The organism is Pseudomonas sp. JDS08PS003 (assembly GCF_045013505.1).
Classification (GTDB): domain Bacteria; phylum Pseudomonadota; class Gammaproteobacteria; order Pseudomonadales; family Pseudomonadaceae; genus Aquipseudomonas; species Aquipseudomonas protegens_B.
Genome location: NZ_CP120724.1, coordinates 4,389,239 through 4,416,117, shown reverse-complemented (window position 1 = coordinate 4,416,117; position 26,879 = coordinate 4,389,239). Strand labels below are relative to the sequence as shown.

Sequence of the window (26,879 nt, the reverse complement as noted above, 5' to 3'; positions counted from 1 at the left end):
ATGGGCGCCAGGGATTATGCCCGATTTGTAGGAGCCGGCTTGCCGGCGAATGGGGCCTTGGGCGGAGTGGTGATCTTGCGGGCGTCTTCGCTGGCAAGCCAGCTCCTACGGTGGCGGTGAATGTGTTCGCCCGTGTAGGAGCCGGCTTGCCGGCGAAGGGGCCCTTGGGTCAGCCGGGATGGGCGGCGGCAAGCAGTTCCTGGGTGTAGGGATGCTGTGGGGTTTCGAATACGTCGTGGCTGGCGCCGCGCTCAACCACCTTGCCGTCCTTGATCACGATCATGTCGTGGGCCAGGGCTCGCACCACCGCCAGGTCATGGCTGATGAACAGGTAGGTCAGGCCGTACTTTTCCTGCAGTTGGCGCAGCAGGGCCACCACTTGTTTCTGTACGGTGCGGTCCAGGGCCGAGGTCGGTTCGTCCAGCAGGATCAGCGCCGGTTTCAGGACCAGGGCTCGGGCGATGGCGATACGCTGGCGCTGGCCACCGGAAAACTCGTGGGGGTAACGGTGGCGGCTGTCGGGGTCGAGGCCCACTTCCTCCAGGGCGCGGATCACTTGTTCGTCGCACTGACGGGCGTCGTACTGGCTGTGGACTTCCAGGCCTTCGCTGATGATCTGCGCCACCGACATGCGCGGGCTGAGGCTGCCGAAAGGGTCCTGGAATACCACCTGCATCTGCTTGCGCCAGGGGCGCAGTTGCTTCTGGTTGAGGCCATCCAGGGCCTGGCCCTGGAAGCGGATGCCGCCCTGGGAATCCAGCAGCCGCAGGATCGCCTGGCCGAGGGTGGATTTGCCCGAGCCGGACTCGCCGACAATCCCCAGGGTCTTGCCTTGCTGCACGCTGAGGCTGATGCCATCCACCGCCCGCAGGTATTCCTTGCGCCGGAACAGGCCGCCGCCTATCTGGAATTCGACGCTGAGATTATTCACCTCCAGCACGGTTTCCCGGGTGTCGCGACACAGCGGTTCGCCCTCGGGCTCGGCATGCAGCAGCTCACAGCTGTAGGGATGTTGCGGGGCGTTGAACAGGGTTTCGCAGTCGGCCTGTTCGACGACTTCTCCAGCCTTCATCACACACACCCGCTGGGCGATGCGCCGTACCAGGTTGAGGTCGTGGCTGATCAGCAGCAGGGACATGCCCAGGCGCTGTTGCAGGGATTTGAGCAGCAGCAGGATCTTGCGCTGCACGGTGACATCGAGGGCGGTGGTGGGTTCGTCGGCAATCAGCAGCTCCGGTTCGCAGGCCAGGGCCATGGCGATCATCACCCGCTGGCGCTGGCCGCCGGAAAGCTGGTGGGGGTAGGCCTTGAGTCGCTCCTTGGGTTTCTGGATGCCCACCAGTTCCAGCAGTTCGAGAATTCGCGCCTGGGCCTCCTTGCCCCCCAGGCCGCGATGCAGCAGCAGGGTTTCGCCGATCTGCTTCTCGATGCTGTGCAGCGGATTGAGGGAGGTCATGGGCTCCTGGAAGATCATGGCGATGCGGTTGCCCCGCAGTTTTTGCAGGGTCGCAGCCGTGGCGCCGTTCAGCTCCTGGCCGCGGTAGCGCACGCTGCCGGAGCTGCTGCAGCCGGTCTGCGGCAGCAGTTGCAGGATCGAGTGGGCGGTCACCGACTTGCCCGAACCGGACTCGCCCACCAGGGCCAGGCATTCGCCGGGGCGGATGTCCAGGCTCAGGTCGCGAACCACAGTCTGCTCGCCGAAGGCGACGTTGAGCTGGCGGATTTCGATCAGGTTTTCAGTCATTTCTACAATCCGCTTCAAGATCGTGGATCAAAGGCATCGCGCAACGCCTCGCCGATAAACACCAGCAGCGAGAGGATCAATGCCAGGGTGAAAAACGCCGTCAGCCCCAGCCACGGTGCCTGCAGGTTCTGCTTGCCCTGGCCGATCAGCTCGCCGAGAGAGGCGCTACCGGCGGGCATGCCGAAGCCGAGGAAGTCCAGGGCAGTGAGGGTCGAGATGGCGCCGGTGAGGATGAAGGGCAGGTAGCTCAGGGTGGCGTTCATGGCATTGGGCAGGATGTGCCGCAGGATCACCTTGCGGTCTGTCAGGCCCAGGGCCCGGGCGGCCTTGACGTATTCCAGGTTGCGCCCGCGAAGGAATTCGGCACGCACCACGTCCACCAGCGCCAGCCAGGAAAACAGCGCCATGATTCCCAGCAGCCACCAGAAGTTCGGCTCGACGAACCCCGAGAGGATGATCAGCAGGTAGAGCACCGGCAGCCCGGACCAGACTTCCAGCAGGCGCTGGCCCAGCAGGTCGACCCAGCCGCCGTAATAGCCTTGCAGGGCACCGGCGGCGATACCGATCAGGGCGCTGATGGCGGTCAGGGCCAGGGCGAACAGGATCGACACCCGGGCACCGTAGATCACCCGCGCCGCCACGTCCCGGGACTGGTCGTCGGTGCCGAGCCAGTTGACGTTGCTCGGTGGGCTGGGAGCCGGACGGGTCAGGTCGTAGTTGGGGGTGTCCTCGCTGAAGGGGATCGGCGGGAACAGCAGCCAGCCACCGTCCTTGCGGATCAGCTGCTGTACATATTCGCTGCGGTAGTCGGCCTGGAACGGCAACTGGCCGCCGAACTCCTGTTCGGTGTAGCGCTTGAACACCGGGAAGTACAGCGAGCCCTGGTAGCTGACCACCAGAGGTTTGTCGTTGGCGATCAGCTCGCCGCCCAGGGTCAGGATGAACAGGCCGATGAACAGCCACAGCGACCACCAGCCGCGGCGGTTTTTCTTGAAACGGTCGAAGCGTCGGCGGGCGACGGGAGAAAGCTTGAGCATCAGGCGTTCCTCGCGGCGAAGTCGATACGCGGGTCGACCAGGGTGTAGCACAGGTCGCCGATGAGTTTTATCAAGAGGCCAAACAGGGTGAAGATGAACAGCGAACCGAACACCACCGGGTAATCTCGCGACACCGCCGCCTCGTAGCTCATGCGCCCCAGCCCGTCGAGGGAGAAGATCACCTCGATCAGCAAGGAACCGGCGAAGAACACGCTGATAAAGGCCTGGGGAATCCCCGAGACCACCAGCAGCATGGCGTTGCGGAATACATGGCCATAGAGCACCCGGCGCTCGCTCAGGCCCTTGGCCCGTGCGGTGACCACGTACTGGCGGGTGATCTCGTTGAGGAAGGAGTTCTTGGTGAGGATGGTCAGGGTGGCGAAGCCGCCGATCACCAGGGAGCTTACCGGGAGTACCAGGTGCCAGAAGTAGTCGGCGATCTTGCCCAGGGTGCTCAACTGTTCGAAGTTGTCCGAGACCAGCCCGCGTACCGGGAACCAGTTCAGCGAGGTGCCGCCGGCAAACAGCACGATCAGGAACATGGCGAACAGAAAGGCCGGCATGGCGTAGCCGATGATGATCGCGGTGCTGCTCCAGATGTCGAAGTGGCTGCCGTGGTGCACCGCTTTGCGAATCCCCAGGGGGATCGACACCAGGTAGGTGATCAGGGTCGCCCAGAGGCCAAGGGAAATGGTCACCGGCATCTTTTCCAGGATCAGATCGGTGACTGTGGCGCCGCGGAAGAAGCTCTTGCCGAAGTCCAGCTGGGCGTAGTTCTTGAGCATCAGCCACAGGCGTTCATGGGCCGGCTTGTCGAAGCCGTACTGTTTTTCGATGTCTTGGATCAGCTTGGGATCGAGCCCGCGACTGGCTCGGGAGCCGCTGCTGCTCATGGCATCGGCGGAGCCGCCGACGCTGCCACCGCCACCAATGCCTTGCAGGCGGGCGATGGCCTGTTCCACCGGGCCGCCGGGGGCCGCCTGGACGATGACAAAGTTGACCAGGAGGATGATCAGCAGGGTCGGAATGATCAGCAGCAGGCGCCGCAGAATGTAGGCCAGCATCAGTGGCGTCCTCCGGGTTTGCCACGGCGGATCAGTTCGGCGGCCATTTGTTCATCGGTCAGTGCCGTGCTGCTGACTTCCCACCAGCTTTCGATGGCTTCGTCGTTGCTTGCCGGCACTTTGGGGATGCCGAAGCGGTTCCACCAGACGGTGGAGGTGCCCGGCGGGTAGTAGTTGGCGATCCAGTAGTAGTTCCACTGCAGCACCCGGTCCAGGGCGTGGGCGTAGCGCAACATCTCCGGCTGGCTGGTGGCCTTCACCAGGCCATTGACCAGGGTGTCCACTGCCGGGTTCTTGAGCACCATGTAGTTGTTGGAACCCGGATCGTTGGCTGCCGCGGAGCCGAAGTAGTTGTACAGCTCCATGCCCGGCGAGGTAGTCACAGGGTAGCCGGTGACGATCATGTCGTAGTCCCGGGCCATCAGGCGGTTGACGTACTGCGAGGAATCGATGCGGCGGATGTTCAGGCTGATGCCGATCTGCGCCAGGTTGCGCTTGTAGGGCAGCAGCAGGCGCTCGATGGAGCCTTGGGTGATGAGGAAGGTGAAGCTCAGGGGCTCACCTTCGGCGTTGACCAGTTTGTCGCCTTCGGCTTTCCAACCGGCCTGTTCCAGCAGGGCCAGGGCTTGCAGTTGCTTGTCGCGGATCACGCCGCTACCGTCGGTTTTCGGCGCCTCGAACACCTGGGTGAAGACTTCGTCGGGGATCTGTCCACGCAGGGGCTCGAGGATCTTCAGCTCCTCGGCGTCCGGCAGGCTGCGTGCGGCCAGGGGCGTGTTGGAGAAGAAGCTCTGCTGGCGGATGTAGAGGTTGCGCATCATCTGCCGGTTGCTCCATTCGAAGTCCCAGAGCATGGCCAGGGCCTGGCGCACCCGACGGTCCTTGAACACTGGCCGGTCGAGGTTGAACACGTAGCCCTGGGCCGGTTGCGGCGCCGACTGGGCCAGGTGGGCCTTTTGCAGGCGACCGTCGTTCAGGGCCGGGCTGTCGTAGCCGATGGAATAGCCGGTGGCGGAGAACTCGCGGTTGTAGTCGTAGGCGCCGCCGCGCAGCACCTGGCGGGCGACGTCTATGTCGCCGAAGTACTCGACGCTGAAATGGTCGAAGTTATACAAACCGCGGCTGACCGGCAGGTCCTTGCCCCACCAGTCGGGGTTGCGGGCGAAGGTGATGCTGTTGCCCGAGTCCACTTTGTCCACGCGATAGGGGCCACTGCCCAGGGGGGCTTCGTAGCCGCCGCCATTGGCGAAGTCGCGACTCTTCCACCAGTGTTCGGGGAACACCGGCAGGGTCGCGATATCCAGGGGCAGGGTGCGGTTTTCATTGCTTTTGAAGTCGAAGCGCACCACTCGTGGCGATTCCACGGTGACGCCTTTGACGTCTTCGAATTGGGTGCGGTAGCGCATGCTGCCCTGGGTCATCAGCAGGTCGTAGCTGTAGCGCACGTCCTCGGCGGTGATCGCAGTGCCGTCGGCGAAGCGTGCCTTGGGGTTGAGGTAGAAACGCAGCCACAGGCCGTCTTCGGCACGCTCCATCTTTTCGGCCACCAGACCGTAGACGGTGTACGGCTCGTCCAGGGAGCGCAGGGCCAGGGGCGAATAGACCAGGCCGTCGAGCTGGGACACACCGATGCCTTTGTCTATATAAGGCAGCACGTGGTCGAAGCGCCCGATCTCGATGGCCGAGCGGCGCAGGGTCCCGCCTTTGGGGGCCTGGGGATTGACGTAGTCGAAGTGGCTGAAGCCCTGGGGGTATTTGGCCGGTTCGCCGTAGACGGTCATGGCGTGTTGCGGTGCCGCCTGGGCACCCGTGGCCCCCAGCAACAGGGCGGTGAAAAGCACGGTGGGGAAAAGCAGTCGCATTGTCAGCCTTACGAGCCGGGTGATCGATGACCACGATTTGTACGCTAGCGGCGCGTGACTGGCCAGCCGCTTTCACATGCACAACGGCCCACCAGGAGGCGGGCCGTTGAGCAGACGCAGTCGCGAGGGGATCAGTCCTGGCGGCTGGTGACTTCCAGCAGGTGGTAGCCGAACTGGGTTTTCACCGGACCTTGCACCACGTTTACCGGAGCGCTGAACACCACGGTGTCGAATTCCTTGACCATCTGGCCCGGACCGAAGGAGCCCAGGTTGCCGCCGTCACGGCTGGACGGGCAGGTGGAGTTCTTTTTTGCGACTTCGGCGAAGTCGGCGCCGGCTTCGATCTCGGCTTTGAGTTCGTTGCACTTGGCTTCGCTGGCAACCAGGATGTGACGGGCAGTGGCTTTGGCCATGGATATTGCTCCTTTCAAGAAAGTTGAGAGCCTACCGGATTCAGGTGGCTATTTCTTCTCAAAGTTCCTTCAAAGCGTTGCCATCTGGCGCCTGTGCGGGCGGCGGGTATTGCAGCAGCCGGCTTGCCGGCGAAGAGTTCCTTGGAGGGGGCGGTGCTCTTGGGGACGTCTTCGCTGGCAAGCCAGCTCCTACAGAGGGCCGTGGTCAGGCGGGAACGGCAGCGACCTTGTGTGCGTGCTGCAGTTGTTGCGCGGCATTGCGCAGCAATTGCTCGGTCGCGTTCCAGCCCAGGCAGCCGTCGGTCACTGATACGCCGTAGCGCAGCTGGCCGCTCAGGGGCTGGCAGCCTTCGAACAGGTGGCTTTCCAGCATCACCCCCATCAGCGAGGTGTCGCCCTGCAGGCGCTGTTCCAGTACGTCGTTGAATACGGCCGGTTGGCGCAATGGGTCCTTGCCACTGTTGGCGTGGCTGCAGTCCACCATGATCCGCGCCGGGATCTTCAGCTTGTGCAGGTCGCGCTGGACCTGGGCCACGCTCTGGCGGTCGTAGTTCGGGCCGCTGTGGCCGCCTCGCAGCACCAGATGGGTGTCGGGGTTGCCCGGGGTCTGGATGATCGCCGGATGGCCCTGGCTGTCGACGCCGAAATGGCGGTGGGGGTGGGCAGCCGAACGCATGGCGTCACAGGCGATGGCGACGCCGCCGTCGGTGCCGTTCTTGAAGCCCACAGGCATTTCCAGGCCGCTGGCCATCTCGCGGTGGATCTGCGATTCGGTGGTGCGGGCGCCAATGGCGACCCAGCTCAACAAGTCGTCGAAGTAGCCGGCGGCCATGGGCTGCAGCAATTCGGTGGCAATCGGCAGGCCCAGGCGCAGCATTTCGCGCATCAGCTCCCGGGACAGGGTCAGGCCGCCGGCCATGTCGTCGCTGCCATCCAGGTCCGGGTCGTAGGCCAGGCCTTTCCAGCCCACGGTGGTGCGGGGTTTTTCGACGTAGGCGCGCATCACCAGGAGCATCTGGTCGCTCACCTCTTCGGCCAGGCGGGCCAGGTTGGCGGCGTATTCCAGGGCTGATTGCGGGTCATGGATGGAGCAGGGACCGACTACCACCAGCAGGCGCTGGTCGCGGCCTTCGAGAATGGCGCGTACCGCCTGGCGGTGGGCGGCAACTTGCTGGCTCAGGGCCAGAGACAGCGGCAATTGCTGTTTGAGCTCCAGAGAGCTGGGCAGGCGCTGGGTCAGAGTTTCGTTGGCGCTGACGTGGGCGGACAGGGGCAGAGCGGATACGGACGAGTTCATGTTCGGTCTTCCTGGGCGGGCGGCGGGCGATGTCCCGCGCGCGGCCCTACTGGGGTGTTCGACAATTGGCCGTACTGGCCACAAGTGTGCAATTGCCACCGGTAGGTGACCGATCGGAGGCGGCAGGCTGTCCCGAGCGGAGGCTGCTAAATCGCCAGGCGCAGAACATGTCGTAACGGTAATAGGTGGCGTAGTTCATGGAGCAATCCTCAGTAAGTTCGGTGTGTCGCTGAAAGTCGTGGTTAAAAACGTTGGGCCTGAAAAAACAAAACCCCCGGTCGGGAGGCCGACCGGGGGTTGAGATTTCTCTGGTAGGCGACCCGTTAAAGTGGGCGCCGGTTGGGTATCAGGCGCGCCAGTGGCTAAACCAATACCCAAAATAAAAGTTGATCGGAGCCGTGGTGCCGTTGACCCAGGCAGCCGCAACCGAACGCAGTGCGCTGGCGGTGTGGCGATGCAGGGAAAGGGTCTGGGACAACATGAGTTTCTCCGTGAAGTGGGGCGAGCTTACTAGAGGCCGGGGCCGCGATTCAATCAGTAATTTCTATGGAGGCTGATGCAATGAGCCTTGGATTAAGCCGTGAAAGGATTTATGCCACACTCGCCGCTGCCTCTCGTTGTCTTGCCAAGGAACCTCCATGACCATGCTGACCCTCGCTGCCGCCCAATCGGTGTCCATTGCTGGAGACTTGCCGGCGAATCTGGCTCGACATCAGCACTTGATGGGGTTGGCAGCGCAGCAGGGGGTGCAGTTGCTGGTGTTTCCTGAACTGTCCCTGACCGGTTATGAACCGCAGTTGGCCGCTGAGCTGGCGCTGGCGCCCGATTCCCCGCAGTTGCAGCCGCTGCGGGATCTGGCCCGCGAGCTGAAGCTGACGACGGTGGTGGGCATGCCGATTCGCTTGTCCGTCGATGGGCCGGTGCTGATTGGCGCACTGGTGCTGGGGGCGGACGGCACGCTGGCGGTTTATAGCAAGCAGCATCTGCACCCTGGAGAGGAGCGAGTTTTTGCTCCGGGTAGCGGTGGCGCGCCGTTGCAGTTGGGGGATGAGGTCCTGGCCTTGGCGGTATGCGCGGATTTCTGTGATGCCAGCCATGTGCAGGCTGCGGTGGACGCTGGCGCTGGCATCTACGCCGCCGGGGTGTTGATCAGTGAAGGCGGGTACGCCGTCGACAGTGCTCTGCTGCAAGGGTATGCCCGGGACCACGGGATACTGGTGCTGATGGCTAACCATGGCGGCCCCAGCGGTGGCTGGTCTTGTGCCGGGCGCAGCGCAATCTGGGGCACTCAGGGGCAATTGCTGGGGGCTGTGGAAGGCGTCGGCGAAGCGCTGCTGATCGCCCGGCGCGATGGGCGGCAATGGCGGGTCGAAGCGCGGGCGGTTACGGGTTGATGAGCGCCTTTCAATTGCGTCCGGCGGCTGAGGCGGATTTGGCCTTCGCCCGGGATCTGACTCGTTCCACAATGCTGCGTTATTACATCCGCAATGATCTGCTGTGGCTTGATGAAGCGTTTGATGTAGCTTGGGCCGGTCGTGAGAATCTTTTGATTTGCTCGGGAGCCCGGGTATTGGGGTTTGTTAGCCTGAGCCGGGACCTGCGCGCCGCCTACATCCGTGAGTTGCATGTACTTGAGGCGTGGCGGGGGCAGGGCGCCGGAGCCTGGACTCTATTGCAGGTGATGGAAAGGGCGCGCTCGGAGCGGCGGGGTTTGCTGCGCCTGACCGTGTTCAAAGGCAACCCAGCACAGCGTCTATATGAGCGGATGGGGTTGAAGGTGGTGGGGGAGGAGGAGTGTTTTTTGCGGATGGAGCGCTCCTGCGCCTCAGATACTGAGGCAGGCTCCTGCGGCAATTGAGCGCAACCTTGTGGGCTTTACCCCGTTTGCCGTTCTTGCGGCCTGCCAGTGGTTGATCGGTGGGCACAGGATCGAGTCTGTGCTCGTGGGAAAACTGTTGAACCGATTGACCTTGATCGTTCGGTCAGGCTTGGCTTGTGCGGCAATGTGGATACCGGGCATAGTTCAAAGCCGTTCAAATTGCTGGAGGGTGCTGTTCAAGGACGATCAGAAGGTAATCTGTCGCCTGATCAGGACCCTGGCGAGTTGTCGCAGACCCAGAGCCTGCGCAAAAAGCCACAGATCGCCGAGCCCTGAAGCCAGAGCGCTTTCTTGCATCTGGCCGGCGGCGTCTCTTATCGCGTGCTGATGTTTTTTATATAGCGCTTGTGATTAGGTTTGTACGTCGCTTTTTTGCTAAGGTATCCGGCAACCTATAAAGACCAAATCGCGAGGTGTCTGCTTGATTAGGGTGCTAGTAGTCGATGACCATGATCTCGTTCGTACGGGCATTACACGAATGTTGGCTGACATCGATGGCCTGCAAGTAGTCGGGCAGGCGGAGTCAGGGGAAGAATCCCTGCTCAAGGCTCGGGAGTTGAAGCCCGATGTGGTCCTGATGGACGTAAAGATGCCCGGGATCGGCGGCCTCGAAGCCACGCGCAAATTGCTGCGCAGTCATCCGGACATCAAGGTCGTGGCAGTGACTGTCTGCGAGGAAGATCCGTTTCCGACTCGGTTGCTACAGGCCGGAGCGGCGGGCTACCTGACCAAGGGCGCGGGCCTCAATGAAATGGTCCAGGCCATTCGCCTGGTTTTTGCCGGTCAGCGTTACATCAGCCCGCAGATTGCTCAGCAACTGGTGTTCAAATCATTCCAGCCTTCCAGCGATTCCCCGTTCGATGCCTTGTCGGAGCGGGAAATTCAGATTGCGCTGATGATTGTCGGCTGCCAAAAGGTGCAGATCATCTCCGACAAGTTGTGCCTGTCGCCGAAAACCGTGAACACCTACCGCTATCGTATCTTCGAGAAACTGTCGATCAGTAGTGATGTCGAGTTGACGCTGCTGGCGGTTCGTCATGGCATGGTTGATGCCAGCCTCTGAAATGACTGACCTGTTTGATCCCAGTGCTTTTCTTTCTACCTGCAGTGGCCGCCCCGGCGTGTATCGCATGTTCGACAGCGATGCACGCCTGCTTTACGTGGGTAAAGCCAAGAATCTGAAAAACCGGCTGTCCAGCTATTTCCGCAAGACCGGCCAGGCACCGAAGACCGCAGCCCTGGTGGCGCGCATCGCGCAGATCGAAACCACCATTACCGCCAACGAGACCGAAGCACTGCTGCTGGAGCAGACGCTGATCAAGGAGTGGCGGCCGCCCTACAACATTCTTCTGCGCGACGATAAGTCCTATCCCTATGTGTTTCTTTCGGACGGCGATTTTCCGCGTTTCAGCATTCATCGTGGGGCGAAGAAGCAGAAGGGCAAATATTTCGGGCCATACCCCAGTGCCGGCGCCATTCGTGAAAGCCTCAGCCTGTTGCAGAAGACCTTCATGGTCCGCCAGTGCGAGGACAGCTATTACAAGAACCGCACGCGGCCCTGCCTGCAGTACCAGATCAAGCGCTGCAAGGCGCCTTGCGTCGGCCTGGTGGAGCCTGAGGTCTATGCCGACGACGTGCGCCACTCGGTAATGTTCCTGGAGGGGCGCAGCAATGCCCTGACCGACGAACTTTCCAGTGCCATGGAAGCGGCCGCCGGCACCCTGGATTTCGAAAAGGCCGCCGAGCTGCGAGATCAGATTTCCCTGCTGCGCCGGGTCCAGGACCAGCAAAGCATGGAAGGCGGCACGGGTGATGTGGATGTAGTCGCGGCCTTCGTCAACCCGGGCGGCGCCTGCGTGCACCTGATCAGCGTGCGTGGCGGTCGGGTGCTGGGTAGCAAGAACTTCTTTCCCCAGGTGGGCATCGAGGAAGACGTGGCGCAAGTCATGTCGGCCTTTCTCGGCCAGTATTTTGTCAGCAGCCCTGAGCGCGATCTGCCTGCGGAGTTGATCGTCAACGTGGTGCACGAAGACTTCCCGATCCTGATCGCCGCCATCGACGAACTGCGGGGCCGCGAGCTGACCATCAGTCACCGGGTCCGTGGCACCCGTGCCCGCTGGCAGCAACTGGCGGTGACCAATGCCGAACAGGCGCTGAGTGCACGCTTGGCCAACCGCCAGCACGTAGCAGCGCGCTTTGAAGCCCTGGCTGAAGTCCTGAATCTGGACGAGCCGCCCCAGCGCCTGGAGTGTTACGACATCAGCCACTCCAGTGGCGAGGCTACTGTGGCTTCTTGCGTGGTCTTCGGGCCAGAAGGGCCGCTGAAATCCGATTACCGCCGATACAACATTGAAGGTGTCACCGCTGGCGACGACTATGCCGCCATGCATCAGGCGCTGACCCGCCGCTTCAGCAAGCTCAAGGAAGGCGAAGGCAAGCTGCCGGATATCCTTCTGGTGGATGGCGGCAAGGGGCAACTGTCCATGGCTCGCGACGTGCTCAACGAACTGGCGGTACCGGACCTGATCCTCCTCGGCGTGGCCAAGGGGGCGACCCGCAAGGCCGGTTTCGAGACTTTGTACCTGAATGACGCCGCCCATGAGTTCACCCTGAAGGGCGACTCGCCGGCGTTGCACCTGATTCAGCAAATCCGCGATGAGGCTCACCGCTTCGCGATCACCGGTCACCGTGCCCGACGTGGCAAGACCCGGCGTACCTCGACCCTGGAAGGGGTGGCGGGCGTCGGTCCGAAGCGTCGGCGGGACCTTCTTAAACATTTTGGTGGATTGCAAGAACTGTCTCGTGCCAGCATCGACGAGATAGCCAAAGCACCGGGAATCAGTAAAAAGCTCGCAGAGTTGATTTATGCAAACCTGCACAGCGAGTAGAATGCCCAATCACCTCGTAGCCAGTTGTGCCGATGAATATCCCTAATCTGATCACCGTTCTACGCGTCCTGCTCATACCGATTTTCATATTGCTGTTCTATTTGCCCTATAGCTGGAGCTACATGGCGGCCAGTTCAGTCTTTGCCTTCGCGGCTGCCACTGACTGGTTGGATGGCTACCTGGCACGACGCCTGGAGCAGAGCACGCCGTTTGGCGCGTTCCTCGACCCTGTGGCCGACAAGCTGATGGTGGCGGTGGCCCTGGTGCTGTTGGTGCAAGAGCACGGCAATCTGTGGCTGACCTTGCCGGCAGCCGTGATCATCGGTCGCGAGATCGTTGTCTCGGCACTGCGCGAATGGATGGCTGAACTTGGCGCCCGGGCCCAGGTGGCAGTGTCCAACATGGGCAAATGGAAAACAGCGGCGCAGATGCTGGCGCTGGTGATCCTCCTGGCCAACCCTTCGGACTTCAGCTTCTGGGTCTTGGTAGGCTATGCCTTGCTGCTGGTAGCGGCGGGCCTGACTTTGTGGTCGATGTTGCAGTATCTGCGGGCTGCATGGCCGCATCTGAAAATCGACAACGAGAAAAAATAAGTATTTTTGAATCAAGGGCTTGACGCGCATTCGGATTTCTATAGAATGCGCAACACCAAGACGATGCGGGAATAGCTCAGTTGGTAGAGCACGACCTTGCCAAGGTCGGGGTCGCGAGTTCGAGTCTCGTTTCCCGCTCCAAACATAGCGCTGTAGAGTTCGAATGAATTCTGCAGCGATCGCAAAAAGGACCTTCGGGTCCTTTTTGCGTTTCTGTGGGTTCCGCAGTGATTCAGCACCATCCAGCGCTTTAAAGTCCGGAATGGGGCACCTCCCAAAACGCTCAACCTTGCTTTATACGATTGTCATACTGTGGCTCACCCAAAACATGCCTGGCCTGTTTCTGTTGTGAAATGTGTGGTGGGACGCGACGCGACGCTTCTTCAGTAAGCCAAGCGGATCAATCCAGCCCACGGGGTTCGGCACGTACTGGAAGACGTTGAGTCCGCCCGCGTACCCAATCGGATCTCGACTAACAAACCGCCCCAACTCCGGATCATAGTGCCTGTACCGGTTGTAATGCAGTCCCGTCTCATGATCCTGATACTGCCCCTGGAACCTGATCGGGTTGGTAATCTCTTGCTGCCGAGCGGTATCCGAATGTAGCTCTTTGATCCCACCCCAAGCCCTGTACTGCGCGCTCCAGATCACTTCTCCCCTCTGATCCGTCAACTCTTGTGGTGTTCCCAGGTGGTCGCACTGATACCAGGCCAGCGCAACGATCTGATTGGGTTCTGGTGCATTGGCCCAAAGCGGGTCATGGTCCAGTTGGTAAAAGGCGCCGTATTCGGGCTCAGGAATCAGATAAATGAACTGATGGGTTATCGCCTGGGCCACCGGTACAAAACTTCCCGGCTCATAGAAGTAGTGGGTGGTGCGTGCGCCTTCTCCGATATGGTCCGGAGCCCGGCTTTCCCAGGCAAGGGTATCGCCATCCCAGCCGTATAGCGTCACGCCGCAACCGGCTTGGCTGTTGCGTTTGCGGCGCTCTAGGCGATTGAACTCGGAGCCGGCTTTAGGCCGATCCCTGTAGTGGGCCTCGGTCTGTTTGTAGAGGCGTCGGCCGAGGGCATCGTAGGCATAGTTCGCTTGTAGGCGATTGTCGCGGCAGCTCACCAGGCGGTCGAACAGGTCCCAGGTGAAGTGGCTGCGCTGGCCATCGCGCAGGCGTTGGGCGAGGTTGCCCCGGTCGTCGTATTGGTAGTGGGTGCCGGCGTACTCGCGCAGTAGGTTGTCCAGCAGGCGTCTGCGGGGCAGGCCGCGTTGTGGAAGGTCCGCTGTTTTGGGGTCGAGGAGGTTGCTGGCGGGGTCGAAGGCAAAAGTCTCTTGCCCCAGGCGCGACGTTGCCCCGAGCAGGCGGCCCACTGGGTCGTATTGATAGCTCAGCGTACCGCGGCGGCTGTCGTCGATTTGCAGCAGTTGGCCGATAGCGTCGTATTGATAACCGCGTTTGATCAATGTGCTCTTGCCGTCGCCGCTGCCCAGCAGTTGTTCCTGGAGTCGCCCGAGCGGGTCCCATTTTTGCTTCTGGAGCAGATGGTTGCCCTGGTGTCGGGCAACTTCGCGGTGCAGGTCGTCGCGTTCGTAGGCCAGTAGTTCATGCGCGTCCAGGCGCATGCCGAGCAGGTGCCCGCTGCCATAGGTCAACCAACTGACCTTGTGGCCATCAGGGCGGACGGTGGCGATGCGCTGGTTGAGGGCGTCGTACTGGTGCTGCCAGACCGCGACCTGGGGTTGTTTCAGGCAGCTGTAGTGCTGATGCTCGCGAGTCAGGTTGCCGGCGGCATCATGGAAGAACTGCAACTTGCTGTCGTTGTTGCTGGCCAGCAGCAGGTGGCCATTACCATCGTAGGCGTAGCGTTCAAGCTGCTCCTTGGCTTTCGAAGAGTCGGCGCCTTCAATACTGAGGCTGGCCCGGCGTTCGGTCAGTCGGCCCATGGGGTCGAACTCGAGGCTGATGACACGCTGGCCATCGATGGTCCGGGCGAGGCGGCCTGTTTCAGGGGCGTATTCATAGCGGGTGTTGTGCCCGTCGAAACCTGTTTCTTTAAGCAGGCGACCGACCGGGTCATAAACGAAGGTGGTGTATTGCTCGTTTTCGTTTTGCAGGCGCTGCAGTTGCCCGAGCCGGTCCCATTGATAACGCAGCGTGTGTCCGGCGGCATCGATGCGTTCGGACAACAGTCCCGCTTCGCTGTAGGACCAGGAAGTGGCTTGACCCAGGGCGTCGATATGACCGAGTAGCCGGCCCTCGGCATCGCGCTCAAAGCGTTCCTCGGTCTTGTCGGGATGAACAATGACGGCCAACTGGCCGGCTTCATAGTGGTAGCTGGTTTTTTGCCCTAGGGCGTCGGTGAAACAGATCAGTTGACCACGGGCATCGTATTCCCAGGCGCTGGCTTTGCCGGAACAGTCGACATAGTCGGTGAGCTGCCCGCTGTCGTTGTACTTCAGCTTTTTTTCATTGCCATTGGCATCGGTAATGGCAGTGGGCAGGCCCATCTGGTTGTACTGGTATTCGGTCTTGTTGCCGAGGGGGTCGACGGCCTCGGTGAGGTTGCCGCGCAAGTCGTAGTCACGGCTCCATTGACCGCCTTCGGCGTCGCTGATCTTGATCAGTTGGTCCTGGGCATCCCAGGCGTAGTGCAGGGTGTTGCCATCGGCTTGCGTATGTTCAAGCAGGTTGCCCCCGCGTTCGTCATAGGCGTAGCGATCCTCGCTACCGTCGGTATGCACATGACGCACGACGTTCTTGGCATCGTCGCGGAAGAACCATTCCGAAAGACCGTCCGGGTGTAGAACGCGATAGGGGTAGCCGAGGCTGTCGTAGTAGTGCCAGGTTTCGTGGCCATTGGCGTCGGTGACATAGGTCAGACGGATATTGCGGTCCCACTCCAGGCGCGTTTCGAAACTGCCATCGTCGGCCCATTCATGGATGGCGCGAGCATCGGGGCCTTCGCCTTGCCAGCGCACGTTCATGCCGCGTCCGCTGCGATCGGTGTAGCGGGTCACCAGGTGGTGCTGGTACTGATAGGTCCAGGTGGCGGCGTTCTCGTCCTGGGCGAGGATCAGGTCCCCGGCGGCATCGTATTGATAAAGACTCAGGCGACGCTGGGGTTCTTTTTCACCCATCAGCCACAAGCCAGTAATGCGCCCGTCTTCATCCACCAGTGTGCCGAGGTGGGTATGAACCTGACCGGGCTCGTCCTGATAGGTCATCAAGTCGGACAGCACAGCCTTTTTACCCATGCGGTGTTCATAGCCCAGCAGCATGCCGGCACCGCCACGCAGTTCGATTTGCACGAGCAAAAAACGCTCGCCATCGCGGCGATAGGTTTCCCGCCGATCGAAGCCGCGACATAGGGCAATTTGCACATCGCTGATGCGAATCAGCGTGAGGTTTTCCACTCGATCATCGTGGGCCTCACCCACCTTGGGCAGTGGGTAGTCGAAGCTGCGCCCATCGGCCGCGTGGTAGCGCAAACCGTCGCCAATCAGGTCCAGGCGTGTGGTGAAGGGGGTGATCCAGCGTGCGCCCAGTTCGCTTTGGTCATAGGCGCCCAGACTGGAGCGGTAAGTCCGGGTCCAGTCGATGGGGAAGGGGCCGGGCAAGGTGAAATCGGTATGGGAAATGATCTCGCTGCCCATGGCAAAACTGATGCTGGCGCAGCTGCCGGTGCAGGTTCCGGCCTTTTGCGGGGATGGGTCCTGGGTGGCCGGCCCTTGCCGGGATTGGCCTTGTTTACCCTGAACCGGCGCGTCGGTGTTTATCCGCTGAAGCAGTGGGAGGGTCAACTCCTTGAGGAACGAATCCCTTAACGGCACTGACTATCCCTCCCTGAGTTCTTTGTTTAAATACGTCTGTTTTTCTGAGTGTGTGGTGAATCCAAAGTCAGAAAAATTGTATGGCGGCAAAGAGGTTGTACTTAATTCGCAACTGATCGATATAAGAAAAGTCCGAAACTTGCATGGATAACGTCTGGCTTATTTTTAATGTGGAGAGTGATTGCTGAAAAGTTTCAATTTTTGGGTGATCTGTTGTGCCGCCTATTGCGAGGGTTTACACCTTTATGCCGGTGTTCCTTTCATTGGGTGCGACCTCGAAAGGAGACTGTTTTTAATGTTTATTTCTAAATAAGTGCATTATGTTTTTGATAATTATCAGTTAATTTTATTTGTCTCTCGATGCGCCAATGGCTGAATGAGATCGTGCCGGCTCGATGTTGCTTGCTCATGCAACATAGTAAGTTGAGACATTGATCTGTGACAATAAGTCGCGGTCATACGGCGTGAACGAGTCATCTAGAAACAAAAAAACCGGTGCAGTGTGCGTTTTTAGGAAAAACCGAATTAGTCAGGGAATTATTCTCGTGAATTTAGGATTTTTCTTAAATTAATGCTTCTGGCTTAGGGGGTATATTTTTAAAGCATTAGCCGCCTGCTTTGCGGCAAAGCTTTAAATAGGTCATGGATGAACCACTCAAATAAACTGTCTGCTCATTATCTTGAAGTCGCTAAAACCTCTATTTCCAAAGAGAGTTTTGCGGGCGCTGATGTTCGTTTTTCGAGTGAGTATGAAGCCCTTGAAAGCGAGTTGAGTAAAGCCCAGTCCATGCATGAAAGCGGTCAGATCGACTGGCTGAAAGTTCTTGAAAACAGTGAAACCCTGCTACGCGTGCAGTCCAAGGATCTGCGGGTGGCGGCCTGGCTCACTTGGGCGCTGTATCAGCGTGAGTCCTTCGCGGGATTGCTGGCGGGTTCCGGCCTCTTGCAGTACTTGTGTGAACAGCATTGGGTCGTTGTCCATCCCAATAAACCGCGTACCCGTGGTGCCGCCATCAGTTGGCTGGTGCCACGACTGGAGCAGGCGTTAAGCGAAAGTATCGCGATCAAGGAACAGTTGCCGCTGTTCCGTCGATTGGTGCTGAATCTGGAAAAACTTGATGCTGCACTGACCCAGCATCTTGGCGATGATGCCCCCTTGTTGCTGCCCATCTGTCGGCGCCTGTCGAGCATGATCCAGCGTGCCGTCGAGCATCAGCCGGAGCCCGGCGCCGTGGGCACCGTGGTAGCACAGGTCAAGCAGGCCGCGACCCAGCTCTTCTCATCGGCTTCTTCGATCGATAACGAAAAGGATGCCCAGAGGGTCCTGCGTGCGCTGCAGGAACATGCTCGACCTCTGTGCGCCTGGTGGCTCAAGCAGAAGGCTACCGATGTGCGTTCCCTGCGCCTGAACCGCACCATGCTGTGGTTGCCCATCGATACTGTCCCTGAGCGTAACGCTGAACAGGTCACGGCATTGCGAGGGCTGCCAGGGGACAAGCTCAATAATTACCAGGAACGCTTTGCCGGCGGTCAGTTCGCCGATTTGTTGCTGGAGCTCGAAGCCAGCCTGTCGAGGGCGCCCTTTTGGTTCGACGGGCAGCGCCTGGTCTGGGAGTGCTTGCAAGAGTTGAACGCCGACCAGGCCATGCGTGAAGTCGAGTTTCACTTTGCGCTCTTGCTGCAGCGTCTGCCGGGAGTGGTCGAGCTGCGTTTTCACGACGGCACCCCCTTCGCCGATCCGGCCACCCGAAGCTGGATCAGCGCCCATGTCATGCCTCACCTATCCGCCACCAGCGCGCCGCGCCAGGTCGAAGCCAGTTCCAGCCAGCCGATTTGGGAGCAAGCCCTGGAAGAGGTCTTGCCGATTCTGCGCAAGGATGGCCTCAAGGCGGCTGTGCAGGTGCTCAAGCCCGGCTTGCAGAGTGCGCGTGGCGGTCGCGTGAGGTTCTTCTGGCATTTCAGCCTGGCCCGGCTGTGTTTCATCGCCAAGAAGTACGAGCTGGCCAAGACCCAGCTGGAAACCCTTGACCAAGAATTGCAGAACTCAGGCTTGCACGCCTGGGAGCCGGATCTTGCGTTGGAAGTGCTGCACCTCCTGCATAGCTGCTGTGAGTTGTTGCCGCAGAACCACGCAGTGCGAGAACGCAAGGAAGAGATTTATCGCAGGCTGTGCCATCTCGACCTCGAGGTGGTACTCGAATAGGCCCACGGGCCGACAATCGCAAGGAAAGAACCCATGGCCAAAGAAGGCTCTGTAGCCCCTAAGGAACGCATCAACGTCACCTTCAAACCCGCGACTGGCGGAGCTCAGGAGGAAATTGAGCTACCACTGAAACTGTTGGCGATCGGCGATTACACCCAGCGCTCGGACGAGCGCAAGGTAGAAGATCGCAAGCCGATCAGTATCGACAAGATGACCTTCGACGAAGTCTTGGCCAAGCAGGAACTGAGCCTGACGCTGAGCGTGCCTAACCGCCTTCAGGAGGGCTGTGACGCTGATGAGCTGGCGGTCAGTCTGCGGGTCAGCTCGATGAAGGACTTCAACCCGGCCAGCCTGGTAGAGCAGGTGCCCGAGCTGAAAAAACTGATGGAACTGCGCGATGCCCTGGTGGCACTCAAGGGGCCGCTGGGTAATGCCCCTGCGTTCCGCAAAGCCATCGAAGGCGTTCTCGCCGACGACGAATCCCGCGTTCGCGTGCTCGGTGAACTGGGCCTGAACGCCGCCGCCCCAGACGCCTGACCCATCAGACAAGGAAGCCACAACACATGACTACCCGTGCCGCGCAACACCAAAGCAACGAGAGCAGCGAGTACAGCATTCTCGACGGCATCATCGCCGAAACCCGTCTGACTCCGAACGACGAAGCCTATGACATCGCCAAGCGCGGTGTGTCAGCCTTCATCGAGGAGTTGCTCAAGCCGCAGAACAGTGGCGAGCCGGTCAAGAAGGCTATGGTCGATCGCATGATTGCCGAGATCGATGCCAAGCTCAGCCAGCAGATGGATGAGATTCTCCACCACGAGGACTTCCAGTCGCTGGAGTCTGCCTGGCGGGGGCTACAGTTGCTGGTGGAGCGCACCAATTTCCGTGAAAACATCAAGATAGAAATCCTCAACGTCTCCAAGCAGGACCTGCTGGACGACTTCGAAGATTCGCCGGAAGTGATGCAGGCCGGTCTTTACAAACACATCTACACCGCTGAGTACGGTCAGTTCGGTGGCCAGCCAGTAGGCGCAATCATCGCCAACTACTTCATGTCGCCCAGCTCTCCCGACGTGAAGTTGATGCAGTACGTCTCCAGCGTTGCCTGCATGTCCCATGCGCCGTTCGTTGCCGCGGCAGGTCCGAACTTCTTCGGCCTGGAAAGCTTCACCGGCCTGCCGGACCTGAAGGATCTGAAGGATCATTTCGAAGGCCCGCAATTTGCCAAGTGGCAGAGCTTTCGTCAATCGGAAGACTCGCGCTACATCGCCCTGACCTTGCCGCGTTTCCTGCTGCGCAATCCCTATGATCCGGAAGAGAACCCGGTCAAGTCCTTCGTCTACAAGGAAACCGTTGCCAACAACCACGAGCACTACCTGTGGGGCAATACCGCGTATGCGTTCGGCACCAAACTGACCGACAGCTTCGCCAAGTTCCGCTGGTGCCCGAACATCATCGGTCCGCAGAGCGGTGGCGCGGTGGAAGACTTGCCGTTGCACCATTTCGAAAGCATGGGCGAAATCGAAACCAAGATCCCGACTGAAGTGCTGGTTTCAGATCGTCGCGAGTACGAATTGGCCGAGGAGGGCTTCATCTCCTTGACCATGCGCAAGGGCAGTGACAACGCGGCGTTCTTCTCTGCCAACTCGGTACAGAAGCCGAAGTTCTTTGGCATCAGCGCCGAAGGCAAGACCGCGGAGCTGAACTACAAGCTCGGCACGCAACTGCCTTACATGATGATCGTCAACCGCCTGGCCCATTACCTCAAAGTGCTGCAGCGTGAACAGCTTGGCTCATGGAAGGAGCGTACCGATCTTGAGCTGGAGCTCAATAAATGGATCCGTCAGTACGTGGCTGACCAGGAAAACCCCAGTGCCGAAGTCCGTGGCCGTCGTCCGCTGCGCGCTGCGCAGATCATTGTCAGCGATGTGGAAGGCGAGCCGGGCTGGTATCGCGTCAGTCTGAACGTACGCCCGCACTTCAAGTACATGGGGGCCGACTTCACGCTTTCTCTGGTTGGCAAGCTGGACAAAGAGTAACCGGGAGTCAGGCCATGAACGGATACGGCAGCCTTTTCGAACGCCTGAGTGCCGAGGCCGGCCAGCGCGTCGGCTGGAGCCGCGAGGTAAGCGCGATGGCATCGGTGGCTGCCCATCTGGGCAAGATGCTCAGCACCCGAGCGGGGAGCGTGCAAACGCTGTCCGACTACGGGTTGCCCGATCTCAACGACATGCGCTTGAGCTTGCACGATGCCCTGAGCCAGGCCCGGTTGGCCATTGAGCATTTCATCGAAGCCTACGAGCCGCGGCTCAGTCAGGTGCGTGTCGTTTCTCTGCCGCGTGATCATGACCCGCTCAAGCTGGCGTTCAGTATTGAAGGCTTGCTTGAGGTGGAAGGGATCAAGCGTCAGGTCAGTTTTTCCGCCTGCCTGGATGGCAGTGGACAGGTCAAGGTCAGTTAAGGAGACGACTATGACAGGAAACCATGCAGTCTGCGCCAGCCGGTCTTTTGACTGCCCAGGCCACGACCTTTGTTGGCTATCCCGTACGCGTCGCGAACACAGCAGGGACCTCTGGCGCGCGGGGTAATGCGGCACGGGTACCGGCAACGCGTTCCACCGAAGTGATCCATGACTCCTACTACCAGGCACTGAGCCCATGTCCTTTAACCACTATTACCAAAGTGAGCTTACCGCGCTGCGCCAACTGGGCCGTCGCTTCGCCGAGCGCAGTCCGGCCCTGGCCCCCTTTCTCGGGCAGGCTGGACGAGACCCGGATGTGGAGCGCCTGCTCGAAGGGTTTGCGTTTCTGACGGGGCGTCTGCGCCAGAAGCTCGATGATGAGCTGCCCGAGCTGAGCCACTCGCTGATGCATCTGCTGTGGCCGAACTACATGCGGCCATTGCCGGCGTTCAGCATCTTGCAGTTCGACCCCCTGCAGCAGTCCGGACCTGCCCAGCGAATACCGCGAGATACGCCGGTAGAGAGCCAGCCCATCGATGATGTCAGCTGTCGCTTTCGCACCTGCTATCCGACCGAGGTGCTGCCTCTGGACCTGACGGCATTGAGCTACTCGGTCAAGGGCGATGGTGCACTGTTGAGCCTGCGCCTGGAAATGAGTTGCGACGGTCATTTCGGTGAACTGAACCTGCAGCGCCTGCGCCTGCACCTGGCCGGTGAGCGCTACATCAGTCAAATGCTTTACCTCAGCCTGCTGCGCAACCTCGAGGGCATCGAACTGGTGCCGCTGGGGGCGGGTGGCGAGCCGCTTGCCGGGGCCAACGGCAGCGGGATGTCCTTCAAGATACCGGGCAACCTTGTACAGCCCGTGGGCTTTGCTGAAGAGGAAGCGCTGATCCCGTACCCGCTGAATACCTTCCGCGGTTATCGCTACTTGCAGGAGTATTTTGCCTTCCAGGACAAGTTCCTGTTCGTCGACCTCAGTGGCCTGGATCTGCTGCAGAGGCTGCCACAAGACGTTCTCCAGCGCATGCACGGCCTGGAGTTGCGCTTCGATATTCGCAACAGTGGGGTACAACGTCTGCGTCCGACCCTGGACAACGTGAAGCTCTACTGCACACCTATCGTCAATCTGTTCAAGCACGATGCTTTGCCGATTCGTCTCGACGGCAAGCAGGACGAGTACCTGCTGCTGCCGGCCAAGTACGAACTGGAACATTGCGGCGTGTTTTCCATTGAAAGCGTCACCGGCTGGAAGCCGGGCGGCCTGGGTTATCAGGCGTATGTACCCTTCGAGTCGTTCGAGCATGATCCGAGTTTCGACGTGCCCCACAGCCGTCCGCACTACAGCATTCGCCAGCGCTCATCACTGCTGCACGACGGCCTCGACACCTACCTGAGCTTCGGTATCCGTCACACCGATGCTCAGGAAACCCTGTCGATCGAGCTGACGTGCACTAACCAGAACCTGCCGCGCCGGCTCAAGCTCGGCGACATCAACCAGTTGTGCGAGGAAACCCCGGAGTTCCTCAGTTTCCGCAATATCACGCCGGTCACGTCGAGCTACGCACCGCCGTTGAACCGCGATTTTTTGTGGAAGCTCATCAGCAACATGTCGCTCAACTATCTGTCGTTGGCCAACGTTGATGCGTTGAAGGTCATCCTCGAAACCTACGACTTGCCACGCTACTACGACCAGCACCTGGAGAAGGTCAGCAAGCGTTTGCTGGGCGGGCTCAAGTCGATTCGTCACGAGCACGTTGATCGCCTGCACCGAGGTCTGCCGCTGCGCGGGTTGCGCACCGAGCTGAGCATCGATCCCCAAGGCTATATCGGTGAAGGCGACCTGTTCGTTTTCGCGTCGGTTCTTAACGAGTTTTTTGCTCTTTACGCCAGTCTCAATTCCTACCACGAGCTGCGGGTAAAAAGTACACAGGGAGAGGTGTACAAATGGGTACCACGCATGGGGCTGCAGCCCCTGCTTTAAGCCGACTGAGCACGGTAATACGAGAGTATTCGCTGTTTCAGGCCGTACTGTTGGTCGTCGATCGCTTGCGCGATGCCCACCCGCACCTGAGCGACGAGGAACTCTACGATCAGCTGGAGTTCCAGGCCAATCCGAGCCTGGGTTTCCCTGGCAGCGATGTCGATCGCGTGGAGTTTTTCGAAGAGTACGGTCAGATGCGTGCGCGTTTGCGTTTCAACCTGATCGGGTTGTTCGGCGCGGGCTCGCCCTTGCCGGCGTTCTACGGCGAGCAGGCCCTGGGCGATAGCGAAGAGGGCAACCCCACGCGCAACTTCCTCGATCTGTTCCATCACCGCCTGCAACGCCTGATGCTGCCGATCTGGAGTAAATATCGCTACCGTGCCAGCTTCAAGAGCGGTGCCCTGGACCCGTTTTCAGCTCAGTTGTTTGCCTTGATCGGCCTGGGTGGCGAAGACATCCGCAAGGCCCAGGAACTGAATTGGAAACGCTTGCTGCCTTACCTCGGATTGCTCAGCTTGCGCGCCCATTCGGCCGCCCTGATCGAGGCGGTGCTGCGCTATTACTTCAAACACGCCGATCTGGTGATCGAGCAGTGCATCGAGCGCCGGGTAGAGATTCTCGACGAACAGCGCAACTGCCTGGGGCAGGCCAACAGCCTGCTCGGTGAGGACCTGGTACTGGGCGAGCGGGTACGCGACCGCAGCGGCAAGTTTCGCATTCATATCAGTCAGCTCGACTGGCAACGTTTCCACGAGTTCCTGCCGATCGGTTTCGGTTACCAGCCGCTGTGCGCGTTGGTGCGATTCACCCTGCGCGACCCGCTGAACTACGACATTCGCCTGGTGCTGCGCCAGGAGGAAATCCGCGAACTGTGCATCGGCGAACAGAACACCTGTCGTCTGGGGTGGACCAGTTGGCTCGGTCATGAAAAGGCCGACGGCGTGGTGACCTTGGGCAGCAAAATTCATTAAGGACAGATGACCCATGATCAATCTAGACCTGCAACAACTTATCCAGGCACTGGACGCTGAAACCCGCCGCGACCTGGAGCGCTCCGCTGAACGCTGTGTCGCCCGTGGCGGCAACAAGGTGCTGGTCGAAGACCTGCTGCTGGGTTTGCTGGAGCGCCCCCAGGGTTTGCTTGCCCGGGCGTTGCAGGACGCGCAAGTTGATGCCGGCGAGTTGACCGAGGCATTGCAATCGCAAGTCGGCGATAGCGGCTCACGCAGCCCGGTGTTCGCTCCGGAACTGGTGCAGTGGCTGCAGGACGCGTTACTGGTGGCCAATCTTGAACTGGGTCAAAGCCAGGTCGAGGAGGCGGCCTTGATTCTGGCCTTGCTGCGCAACCCGATGCGTTATGCCGGCAGTCGCTACCAGCCGTTGTTGGCGAAACTGGACATCGAACGCCTGAAGGATTTTGCCCTGTCACAACAGGAACGAACCTCCGGCGGCGGGCCGGCGGCAGCGGGGGAGTCGCTGTTGCAGCGCTTCACTCATAACCTCACCCAACAGGCGCGAGACGGCCAACTCGACCCGGTGCTGTGCCGCGATGATGCGATCCGGCAGATGGTCGACATCCTCGCCCGTCGCCGCAAGAACAACCCGATTGTGGTCGGTGAGGCCGGCGTCGGGAAAACCGCAGTCGTCGAAGGCCTGGCCTCGCGCATTGCCGCCGGAGAAGTACCGCCCGTGCTCAAGGACATTGAGCTGCTCTCTCTGGACATGGGGCTGCTGCAAGCGGGCGCCAGCGTCAAAGGTGAATTCGAGCGTCGCCTGAAAGGGGTGATTGACGAGGTCAAAGCCTCGCCCAAGCCGATCATTCTGTTCATCGATGAGGCTCATACCCTGATCGGCGCAGGCGGCAATGCCGGAGGCTCCGATGCGGCCAACCTGCTCAAGCCGGCCCTGGCCCGCGGTGAGCTACGTACCATTGCGGCCACCACCTGGACCGAATACAAAAAATACTTCGAGAAAGATCCGGCCCTGGCCCGCCGTTTCCAACCCGTGCAATTGCACGAACCCACCGTTGCCGAGGCGGTGACCATTCTGCGAGGTCTGGCTCAGGTCTATGAGAAGAGCCACGGTATCTACCTGCGTGATGACGCGGTGGTAGCCGCTGCCGAGCTATCAGCCCGCTACCTCGCCGGACGTCAGTTGCCGGACAAGGCTGTCGATGTCCTCGACACCGCCTGTGCCCGGGTTCGCATCAGCCTTGCGGCGGCCCCTGAGCGTCTGGAGCGTCTGCGGGGCGAGAGCGCTGAAGGGCGGCGTCAGTGCCAGGCGCTGCGGCGCGATGCCGAAGCCGGATTGAAGATCGACCAGGAGGCCCTGGACAGCCTGGAAGCGCGACTGGCCGAAGCCGCAGAGCAACAGCAGGCCCTGGAAACACTCTGGCACGAGCAACGCACATTGGCCGAGCGCGTGCTGCAGTTGCGCGTGCAATTGGCCAAGGCCCGTGACGCCAGCATCCTGCGCTCGACACCGGAGAACGAAGGCTCGCCGGATGCAAGCCTGGAGACTGATGTGCAAAGCGGACCTGGCGTGGGGGAGCTGGAGTCGGCACTCAACGACACCCATCGCGCCCTGAGCGACGCACAAGCCCGGGAGCGGCTGGTCAGTTTCGAGGTCTGTCCACGCCTGGTGGCTGAAGTCATCAGCGCCTGGACCGGTGTACCGCTGGCGCAACTGGCCCGTGAGCACAACGCCAAGGTGGCGAGTTTTGCCACTGACCTGAGTGCCCGTATTCGCGGTCAGGACCAGGCGGTGCAGGTTCTGGATCGTTCCATGCGTGCCGTGGCCGCAGGCCTGAACAAACCGGACGCGCCGGTCGGGGTATTTCTCCTGGTGGGCCCCAGCGGTGTGGGCAAGACCGAAACCGCCCTGGCCCTGGCAGACCTGCTGTATGGCGGTGAGCGTTTCATCACCACCATCAACATGTCCGAGTTCCAGGAGAAACACACCGTTTCGCGCTTGATCGGCGCTCCGCCGGGTTATGTCGGCTATGGCGAAGGCGGCATGCTCACCGAAGCGGTGCGGCAAAAACCGTACTCCGTGGTGCTGCTCGATGAAGTCGAGAAAGCCGATCCGGATGTGCTCAACCTGTTCTATCAGATCTTCGACAAGGGCGTGGCCAACGATGGCGAGGGGCGTGAGATCGATTTTCGCAACACGCTGATACTGATGACTTCGAACCTGGGCAGCGAGCGGATCAGTGCGCTGTGCGAGAACGCCGAGCGCCCAAGCGTCGACACCCTGGAACAGACAATCCGTCCGGTATTGAACACGCATTTCAAACCGGCGCTGCTGGCACGTATGCGCGTGGTGCCTTACTACCCGGTGAGTGGCCCGGTGCTGCGTGAACTGATCGAAATCAAGCTGGGGCGGCTGGGTGAGCGGCTGAACGCTCGGCAGCTGGATTTCAGCCATTGCCAGGCGCTGGTCGATCACTTGGCCGAACGCTGCACTCAGAGCGAAAGCGGTGCGCGCCTGATCGACTACTTGCTCGACCTGCACGTCCTGCCGTTGGTGGCCGACCGCCTGCTGGCGGCCATGGCCAGCGGCGAGAACCTCAAACGTGTGTACGCAACGCTCGATAGCAGCGGTGGCGTGGCCTGTGAGTTCGCCTGAGG

20 protein-coding genes, 1 tRNA gene and 1 pseudogene are annotated in these 26,879 nt (G+C 60.5%); 13 read left to right on the top strand and 9 right to left on the bottom strand.

Annotation, left to right across the window (positions count from 1 at the left end; all coding sequences use genetic code 11):
- Positions 1 to 169 precede the first annotated feature (169 nt).
- The 7 genes from P7C00_RS19635 to P7C00_RS19605 all read right to left on the bottom strand — a co-directional run bounded on the left by P7C00_RS19635 (position 170) and on the right by P7C00_RS19605 (position 7,898).
- Positions 170 to 1,744, bottom strand: coding sequence for an ABC transporter ATP-binding protein (locus tag P7C00_RS19635; RefSeq protein WP_346636238.1), 1,575 nt, complete (start codon positions 1,742 to 1,744; stop codon positions 170 to 172).
- 14 nt (positions 1,745 to 1,758) lie between these two features.
- Complete coding sequence (locus tag P7C00_RS19630) at positions 1,759 to 2,781, bottom strand: ABC transporter permease (RefSeq protein WP_346636239.1); 1,023 nt, start codon at positions 2,779 to 2,781, stop codon at positions 1,759 to 1,761.
- Positions 2,781 to 3,845, bottom strand: coding sequence for a microcin C ABC transporter permease YejB (locus P7C00_RS19625; protein WP_102864941.1), 1,065 nt, complete (start codon positions 3,843 to 3,845; stop codon positions 2,781 to 2,783). The genes P7C00_RS19630 and P7C00_RS19625 overlap by 1 nt, the downstream gene beginning before the upstream one ends.
- Positions 3,845 to 5,707, bottom strand: a complete 1,863-nt coding sequence (locus tag P7C00_RS19620) for an extracellular solute-binding protein (protein WP_404937157.1) — start codon at positions 5,705 to 5,707, stop codon at positions 3,845 to 3,847. The genes P7C00_RS19625 and P7C00_RS19620 overlap by 1 nt, the downstream gene beginning before the upstream one ends.
- Positions 5,708 to 5,838: 131 nt before the next feature.
- A complete protein-coding gene (locus P7C00_RS19615) occupies positions 5,839 to 6,120 on the bottom strand; it encodes a peptidylprolyl isomerase (protein WP_007924449.1) in 282 nt (93 codons plus the stop codon).
- Positions 6,121 to 6,325: 205 nt separating this feature from the next.
- Positions 6,326 to 7,417, bottom strand: a complete 1,092-nt coding sequence (locus tag P7C00_RS19610; RefSeq protein WP_346636241.1) for a 3-deoxy-7-phosphoheptulonate synthase — start codon at positions 7,415 to 7,417, stop codon at positions 6,326 to 6,328.
- Between the two features lie 346 nt (positions 7,418 to 7,763).
- Positions 7,764 to 7,898 (bottom strand): hypothetical protein, encoded by a 135-nt coding sequence (locus P7C00_RS19605; RefSeq protein WP_404937156.1) that lies wholly within the window; start codon positions 7,896 to 7,898, stop codon positions 7,764 to 7,766.
- 157 nt (positions 7,899 to 8,055) lie between these two features.
- Here P7C00_RS19605 and P7C00_RS19600 point away from each other — a divergent pair, with 157 nt between their 5' ends.
- Together P7C00_RS19600 and P7C00_RS19595 are read left to right on the top strand one after the other, a co-directional pair.
- Positions 8,056 to 8,811 carry a carbon-nitrogen hydrolase family protein gene (locus P7C00_RS19600; RefSeq protein WP_404937155.1) on the top strand — a complete coding sequence of 252 codons (756 nt, stop codon included), beginning with the start codon at positions 8,056 to 8,058 and terminating at the stop codon, positions 8,809 to 8,811.
- Positions 8,811 to 9,275 (top strand): GNAT family N-acetyltransferase, encoded by a 465-nt coding sequence (locus P7C00_RS19595; RefSeq protein WP_404937154.1) that lies wholly within the window; start codon positions 8,811 to 8,813, stop codon positions 9,273 to 9,275. Before P7C00_RS19600 ends, P7C00_RS19595 begins: the two co-directional genes overlap by 1 nt.
- Here P7C00_RS19595 and P7C00_RS19590 read toward each other — a convergent pair.
- Positions 9,274 to 9,437: pseudogene (locus tag P7C00_RS19590) on the bottom strand (DNA-binding protein); the annotation flags it as partial. The gene P7C00_RS19595 and the pseudogene P7C00_RS19590 sit on opposite strands and share 2 nt — an antisense overlap.
- Positions 9,438 to 9,717: 280 nt before the next feature.
- On the opposite strand from P7C00_RS19590, the gene uvrY reads away from it, so the two are divergent.
- The 4 genes from uvrY (at position 9,718) to P7C00_RS19570 (ending at position 12,918) form a co-directional block, all read left to right on the top strand.
- Complete coding sequence (uvrY, locus tag P7C00_RS19585; RefSeq protein WP_011061841.1) at positions 9,718 to 10,359, top strand: UvrY/SirA/GacA family response regulator transcription factor; 642 nt, start codon at positions 9,718 to 9,720, stop codon at positions 10,357 to 10,359.
- A 1-nt stretch (position 10,360) separates the two neighbouring features.
- Complete coding sequence (uvrC, locus tag P7C00_RS19580; RefSeq protein WP_402887548.1) at positions 10,361 to 12,184, top strand: excinuclease ABC subunit UvrC; 1,824 nt, start codon at positions 10,361 to 10,363, stop codon at positions 12,182 to 12,184.
- 32 nt (positions 12,185 to 12,216) lie between these two features.
- The gene (gene pgsA / locus P7C00_RS19575) at positions 12,217 to 12,777 is read left to right on the top strand and encodes a CDP-diacylglycerol--glycerol-3-phosphate 3-phosphatidyltransferase (RefSeq protein ID WP_346636244.1); all 561 of its coding nucleotides are present in this window, start codon (positions 12,217 to 12,219) and stop codon (positions 12,775 to 12,777) included.
- Between the two features lie 65 nt (positions 12,778 to 12,842).
- Positions 12,843 to 12,918: transfer RNA gene (locus P7C00_RS19570), tRNA-Gly, on the top strand.
- A 153-nt stretch (positions 12,919 to 13,071) separates the two neighbouring features.
- On the opposite strand, the gene P7C00_RS19565 is transcribed toward P7C00_RS19570, so the two are convergent.
- Positions 13,072 to 16,602, bottom strand: coding sequence for an RHS repeat-associated core domain-containing protein (locus P7C00_RS19565; RefSeq protein WP_404937153.1), 3,531 nt, complete (start codon positions 16,600 to 16,602; stop codon positions 13,072 to 13,074).
- Between the two features lie 646 nt (positions 16,603 to 17,248).
- Here P7C00_RS19565 and tssA point away from each other — a divergent pair.
- The 7 genes from tssA to tssH all read left to right on the top strand — a co-directional run bounded on the left by tssA (position 17,249) and on the right by tssH (position 26,877).
- Positions 17,249 to 18,805 (top strand): type VI secretion system protein TssA, encoded by a 1,557-nt coding sequence (tssA, locus tag P7C00_RS19560; protein ID WP_404937152.1) that lies wholly within the window; start codon positions 17,249 to 17,251, stop codon positions 18,803 to 18,805.
- Positions 18,806 to 18,838: 33 nt separating this feature from the next.
- Positions 18,839 to 19,342, top strand: a complete 504-nt coding sequence (gene tssB, locus P7C00_RS19555) for a type VI secretion system contractile sheath small subunit (RefSeq protein WP_404937151.1) — start codon at positions 18,839 to 18,841, stop codon at positions 19,340 to 19,342.
- Between the two features lie 26 nt (positions 19,343 to 19,368).
- Positions 19,369 to 20,844: a type VI secretion system contractile sheath large subunit gene (tssC, locus tag P7C00_RS19550; RefSeq protein WP_053152386.1), complete on the top strand. Its 1,476-nt coding sequence runs from the start codon at positions 19,369 to 19,371 to the stop codon at positions 20,842 to 20,844.
- A gap of 14 nt (positions 20,845 to 20,858) precedes the next feature.
- Positions 20,859 to 21,266 carry a type VI secretion system baseplate subunit TssE gene (gene tssE, locus P7C00_RS19545; RefSeq protein WP_404937150.1) on the top strand — a complete coding sequence of 136 codons (408 nt, stop codon included), beginning with the start codon at positions 20,859 to 20,861 and terminating at the stop codon, positions 21,264 to 21,266.
- A 196-nt stretch (positions 21,267 to 21,462) separates the two neighbouring features.
- Positions 21,463 to 23,250, top strand: coding sequence for a type VI secretion system baseplate subunit TssF (gene tssF, locus P7C00_RS19540; protein ID WP_404937149.1), 1,788 nt, complete (start codon positions 21,463 to 21,465; stop codon positions 23,248 to 23,250).
- Positions 23,214 to 24,221 carry a type VI secretion system baseplate subunit TssG gene (tssG, locus tag P7C00_RS19535; protein ID WP_404937148.1) on the top strand — a complete coding sequence of 336 codons (1,008 nt, stop codon included), beginning with the start codon at positions 23,214 to 23,216 and terminating at the stop codon, positions 24,219 to 24,221. The genes tssF and tssG overlap by 37 nt, the downstream gene beginning before the upstream one ends.
- Positions 24,222 to 24,234: 13 nt before the next feature.
- Entirely contained in the window at positions 24,235 to 26,877 is a 2,643-nt protein-coding gene (tssH, locus tag P7C00_RS19530; RefSeq protein ID WP_404937147.1) for a type VI secretion system ATPase TssH, read from the top strand.
- Positions 26,878 to 26,879: the final 2 nt, after the last annotated feature.

Excerpts from the sequence above, each read along its gene's own strand:
- P7C00_RS19625 (WP_102864941.1), bottom strand. The coding sequence starts at position 3,845 with ATGCTGGCCTACATTCTGCGGCGCCTGCTGCTGATCATTCCGACCCTG.
- P7C00_RS19620 (WP_404937157.1), bottom strand. The coding sequence starts at position 5,707 with ATGCGACTGCTTTTCCCCACCGTGCTTTTCACCGCCCTGTTGCTGGGG.
- tssA (WP_404937152.1), top strand. The coding sequence starts at position 17,249 with ATGAACCACTCAAATAAACTGTCTGCTCATTATCTTGAAGTCGCTAAA.
- tssC (WP_053152386.1), top strand. The coding sequence starts at position 19,369 with ATGACTACCCGTGCCGCGCAACACCAAAGCAACGAGAGCAGCGAGTAC.
- tssG (WP_404937148.1), top strand. The coding sequence starts at position 23,214 with ATGGGTACCACGCATGGGGCTGCAGCCCCTGCTTTAAGCCGACTGAGC.
- P7C00_RS19600 (WP_404937155.1), top strand. The coding sequence starts at position 8,056 with ATGACCATGCTGACCCTCGCTGCCGCCCAATCGGTGTCCATTGCTGGA.
- uvrC (WP_402887548.1), top strand. The coding sequence starts at position 10,361 with ATGACTGACCTGTTTGATCCCAGTGCTTTTCTTTCTACCTGCAGTGGC.
- pgsA (WP_346636244.1), top strand. The coding sequence starts at position 12,217 with ATGAATATCCCTAATCTGATCACCGTTCTACGCGTCCTGCTCATACCG.
- P7C00_RS19610 (WP_346636241.1), bottom strand. The coding sequence starts at position 7,417 with ATGAACTCGTCCGTATCCGCTCTGCCCCTGTCCGCCCACGTCAGCGCC.
- P7C00_RS19635 (WP_346636238.1), bottom strand. The coding sequence starts at position 1,744 with ATGACTGAAAACCTGATCGAAATCCGCCAGCTCAACGTCGCCTTCGGC.
- tssH (WP_404937147.1), top strand. The coding sequence starts at position 24,235 with ATGATCAATCTAGACCTGCAACAACTTATCCAGGCACTGGACGCTGAA.
- P7C00_RS19615 (WP_007924449.1), bottom strand. The coding sequence starts at position 6,120 with ATGGCCAAAGCCACTGCCCGTCACATCCTGGTTGCCAGCGAAGCCAAG.
- tssF (WP_404937149.1), top strand. The coding sequence starts at position 21,463 with ATGTCCTTTAACCACTATTACCAAAGTGAGCTTACCGCGCTGCGCCAA.
- P7C00_RS19595 (WP_404937154.1), top strand. The coding sequence starts at position 8,811 with ATGAGCGCCTTTCAATTGCGTCCGGCGGCTGAGGCGGATTTGGCCTTC.
- tssB (WP_404937151.1), top strand. The coding sequence starts at position 18,839 with ATGGCCAAAGAAGGCTCTGTAGCCCCTAAGGAACGCATCAACGTCACC.
- tssE (WP_404937150.1), top strand. The coding sequence starts at position 20,859 with ATGAACGGATACGGCAGCCTTTTCGAACGCCTGAGTGCCGAGGCCGGC.
- P7C00_RS19605 (WP_404937156.1), bottom strand. The coding sequence starts at position 7,898 with ATGTTGTCCCAGACCCTTTCCCTGCATCGCCACACCGCCAGCGCACTG.
- P7C00_RS19630 (WP_346636239.1), bottom strand. The coding sequence starts at position 2,781 with ATGCTCAAGCTTTCTCCCGTCGCCCGCCGACGCTTCGACCGTTTCAAG.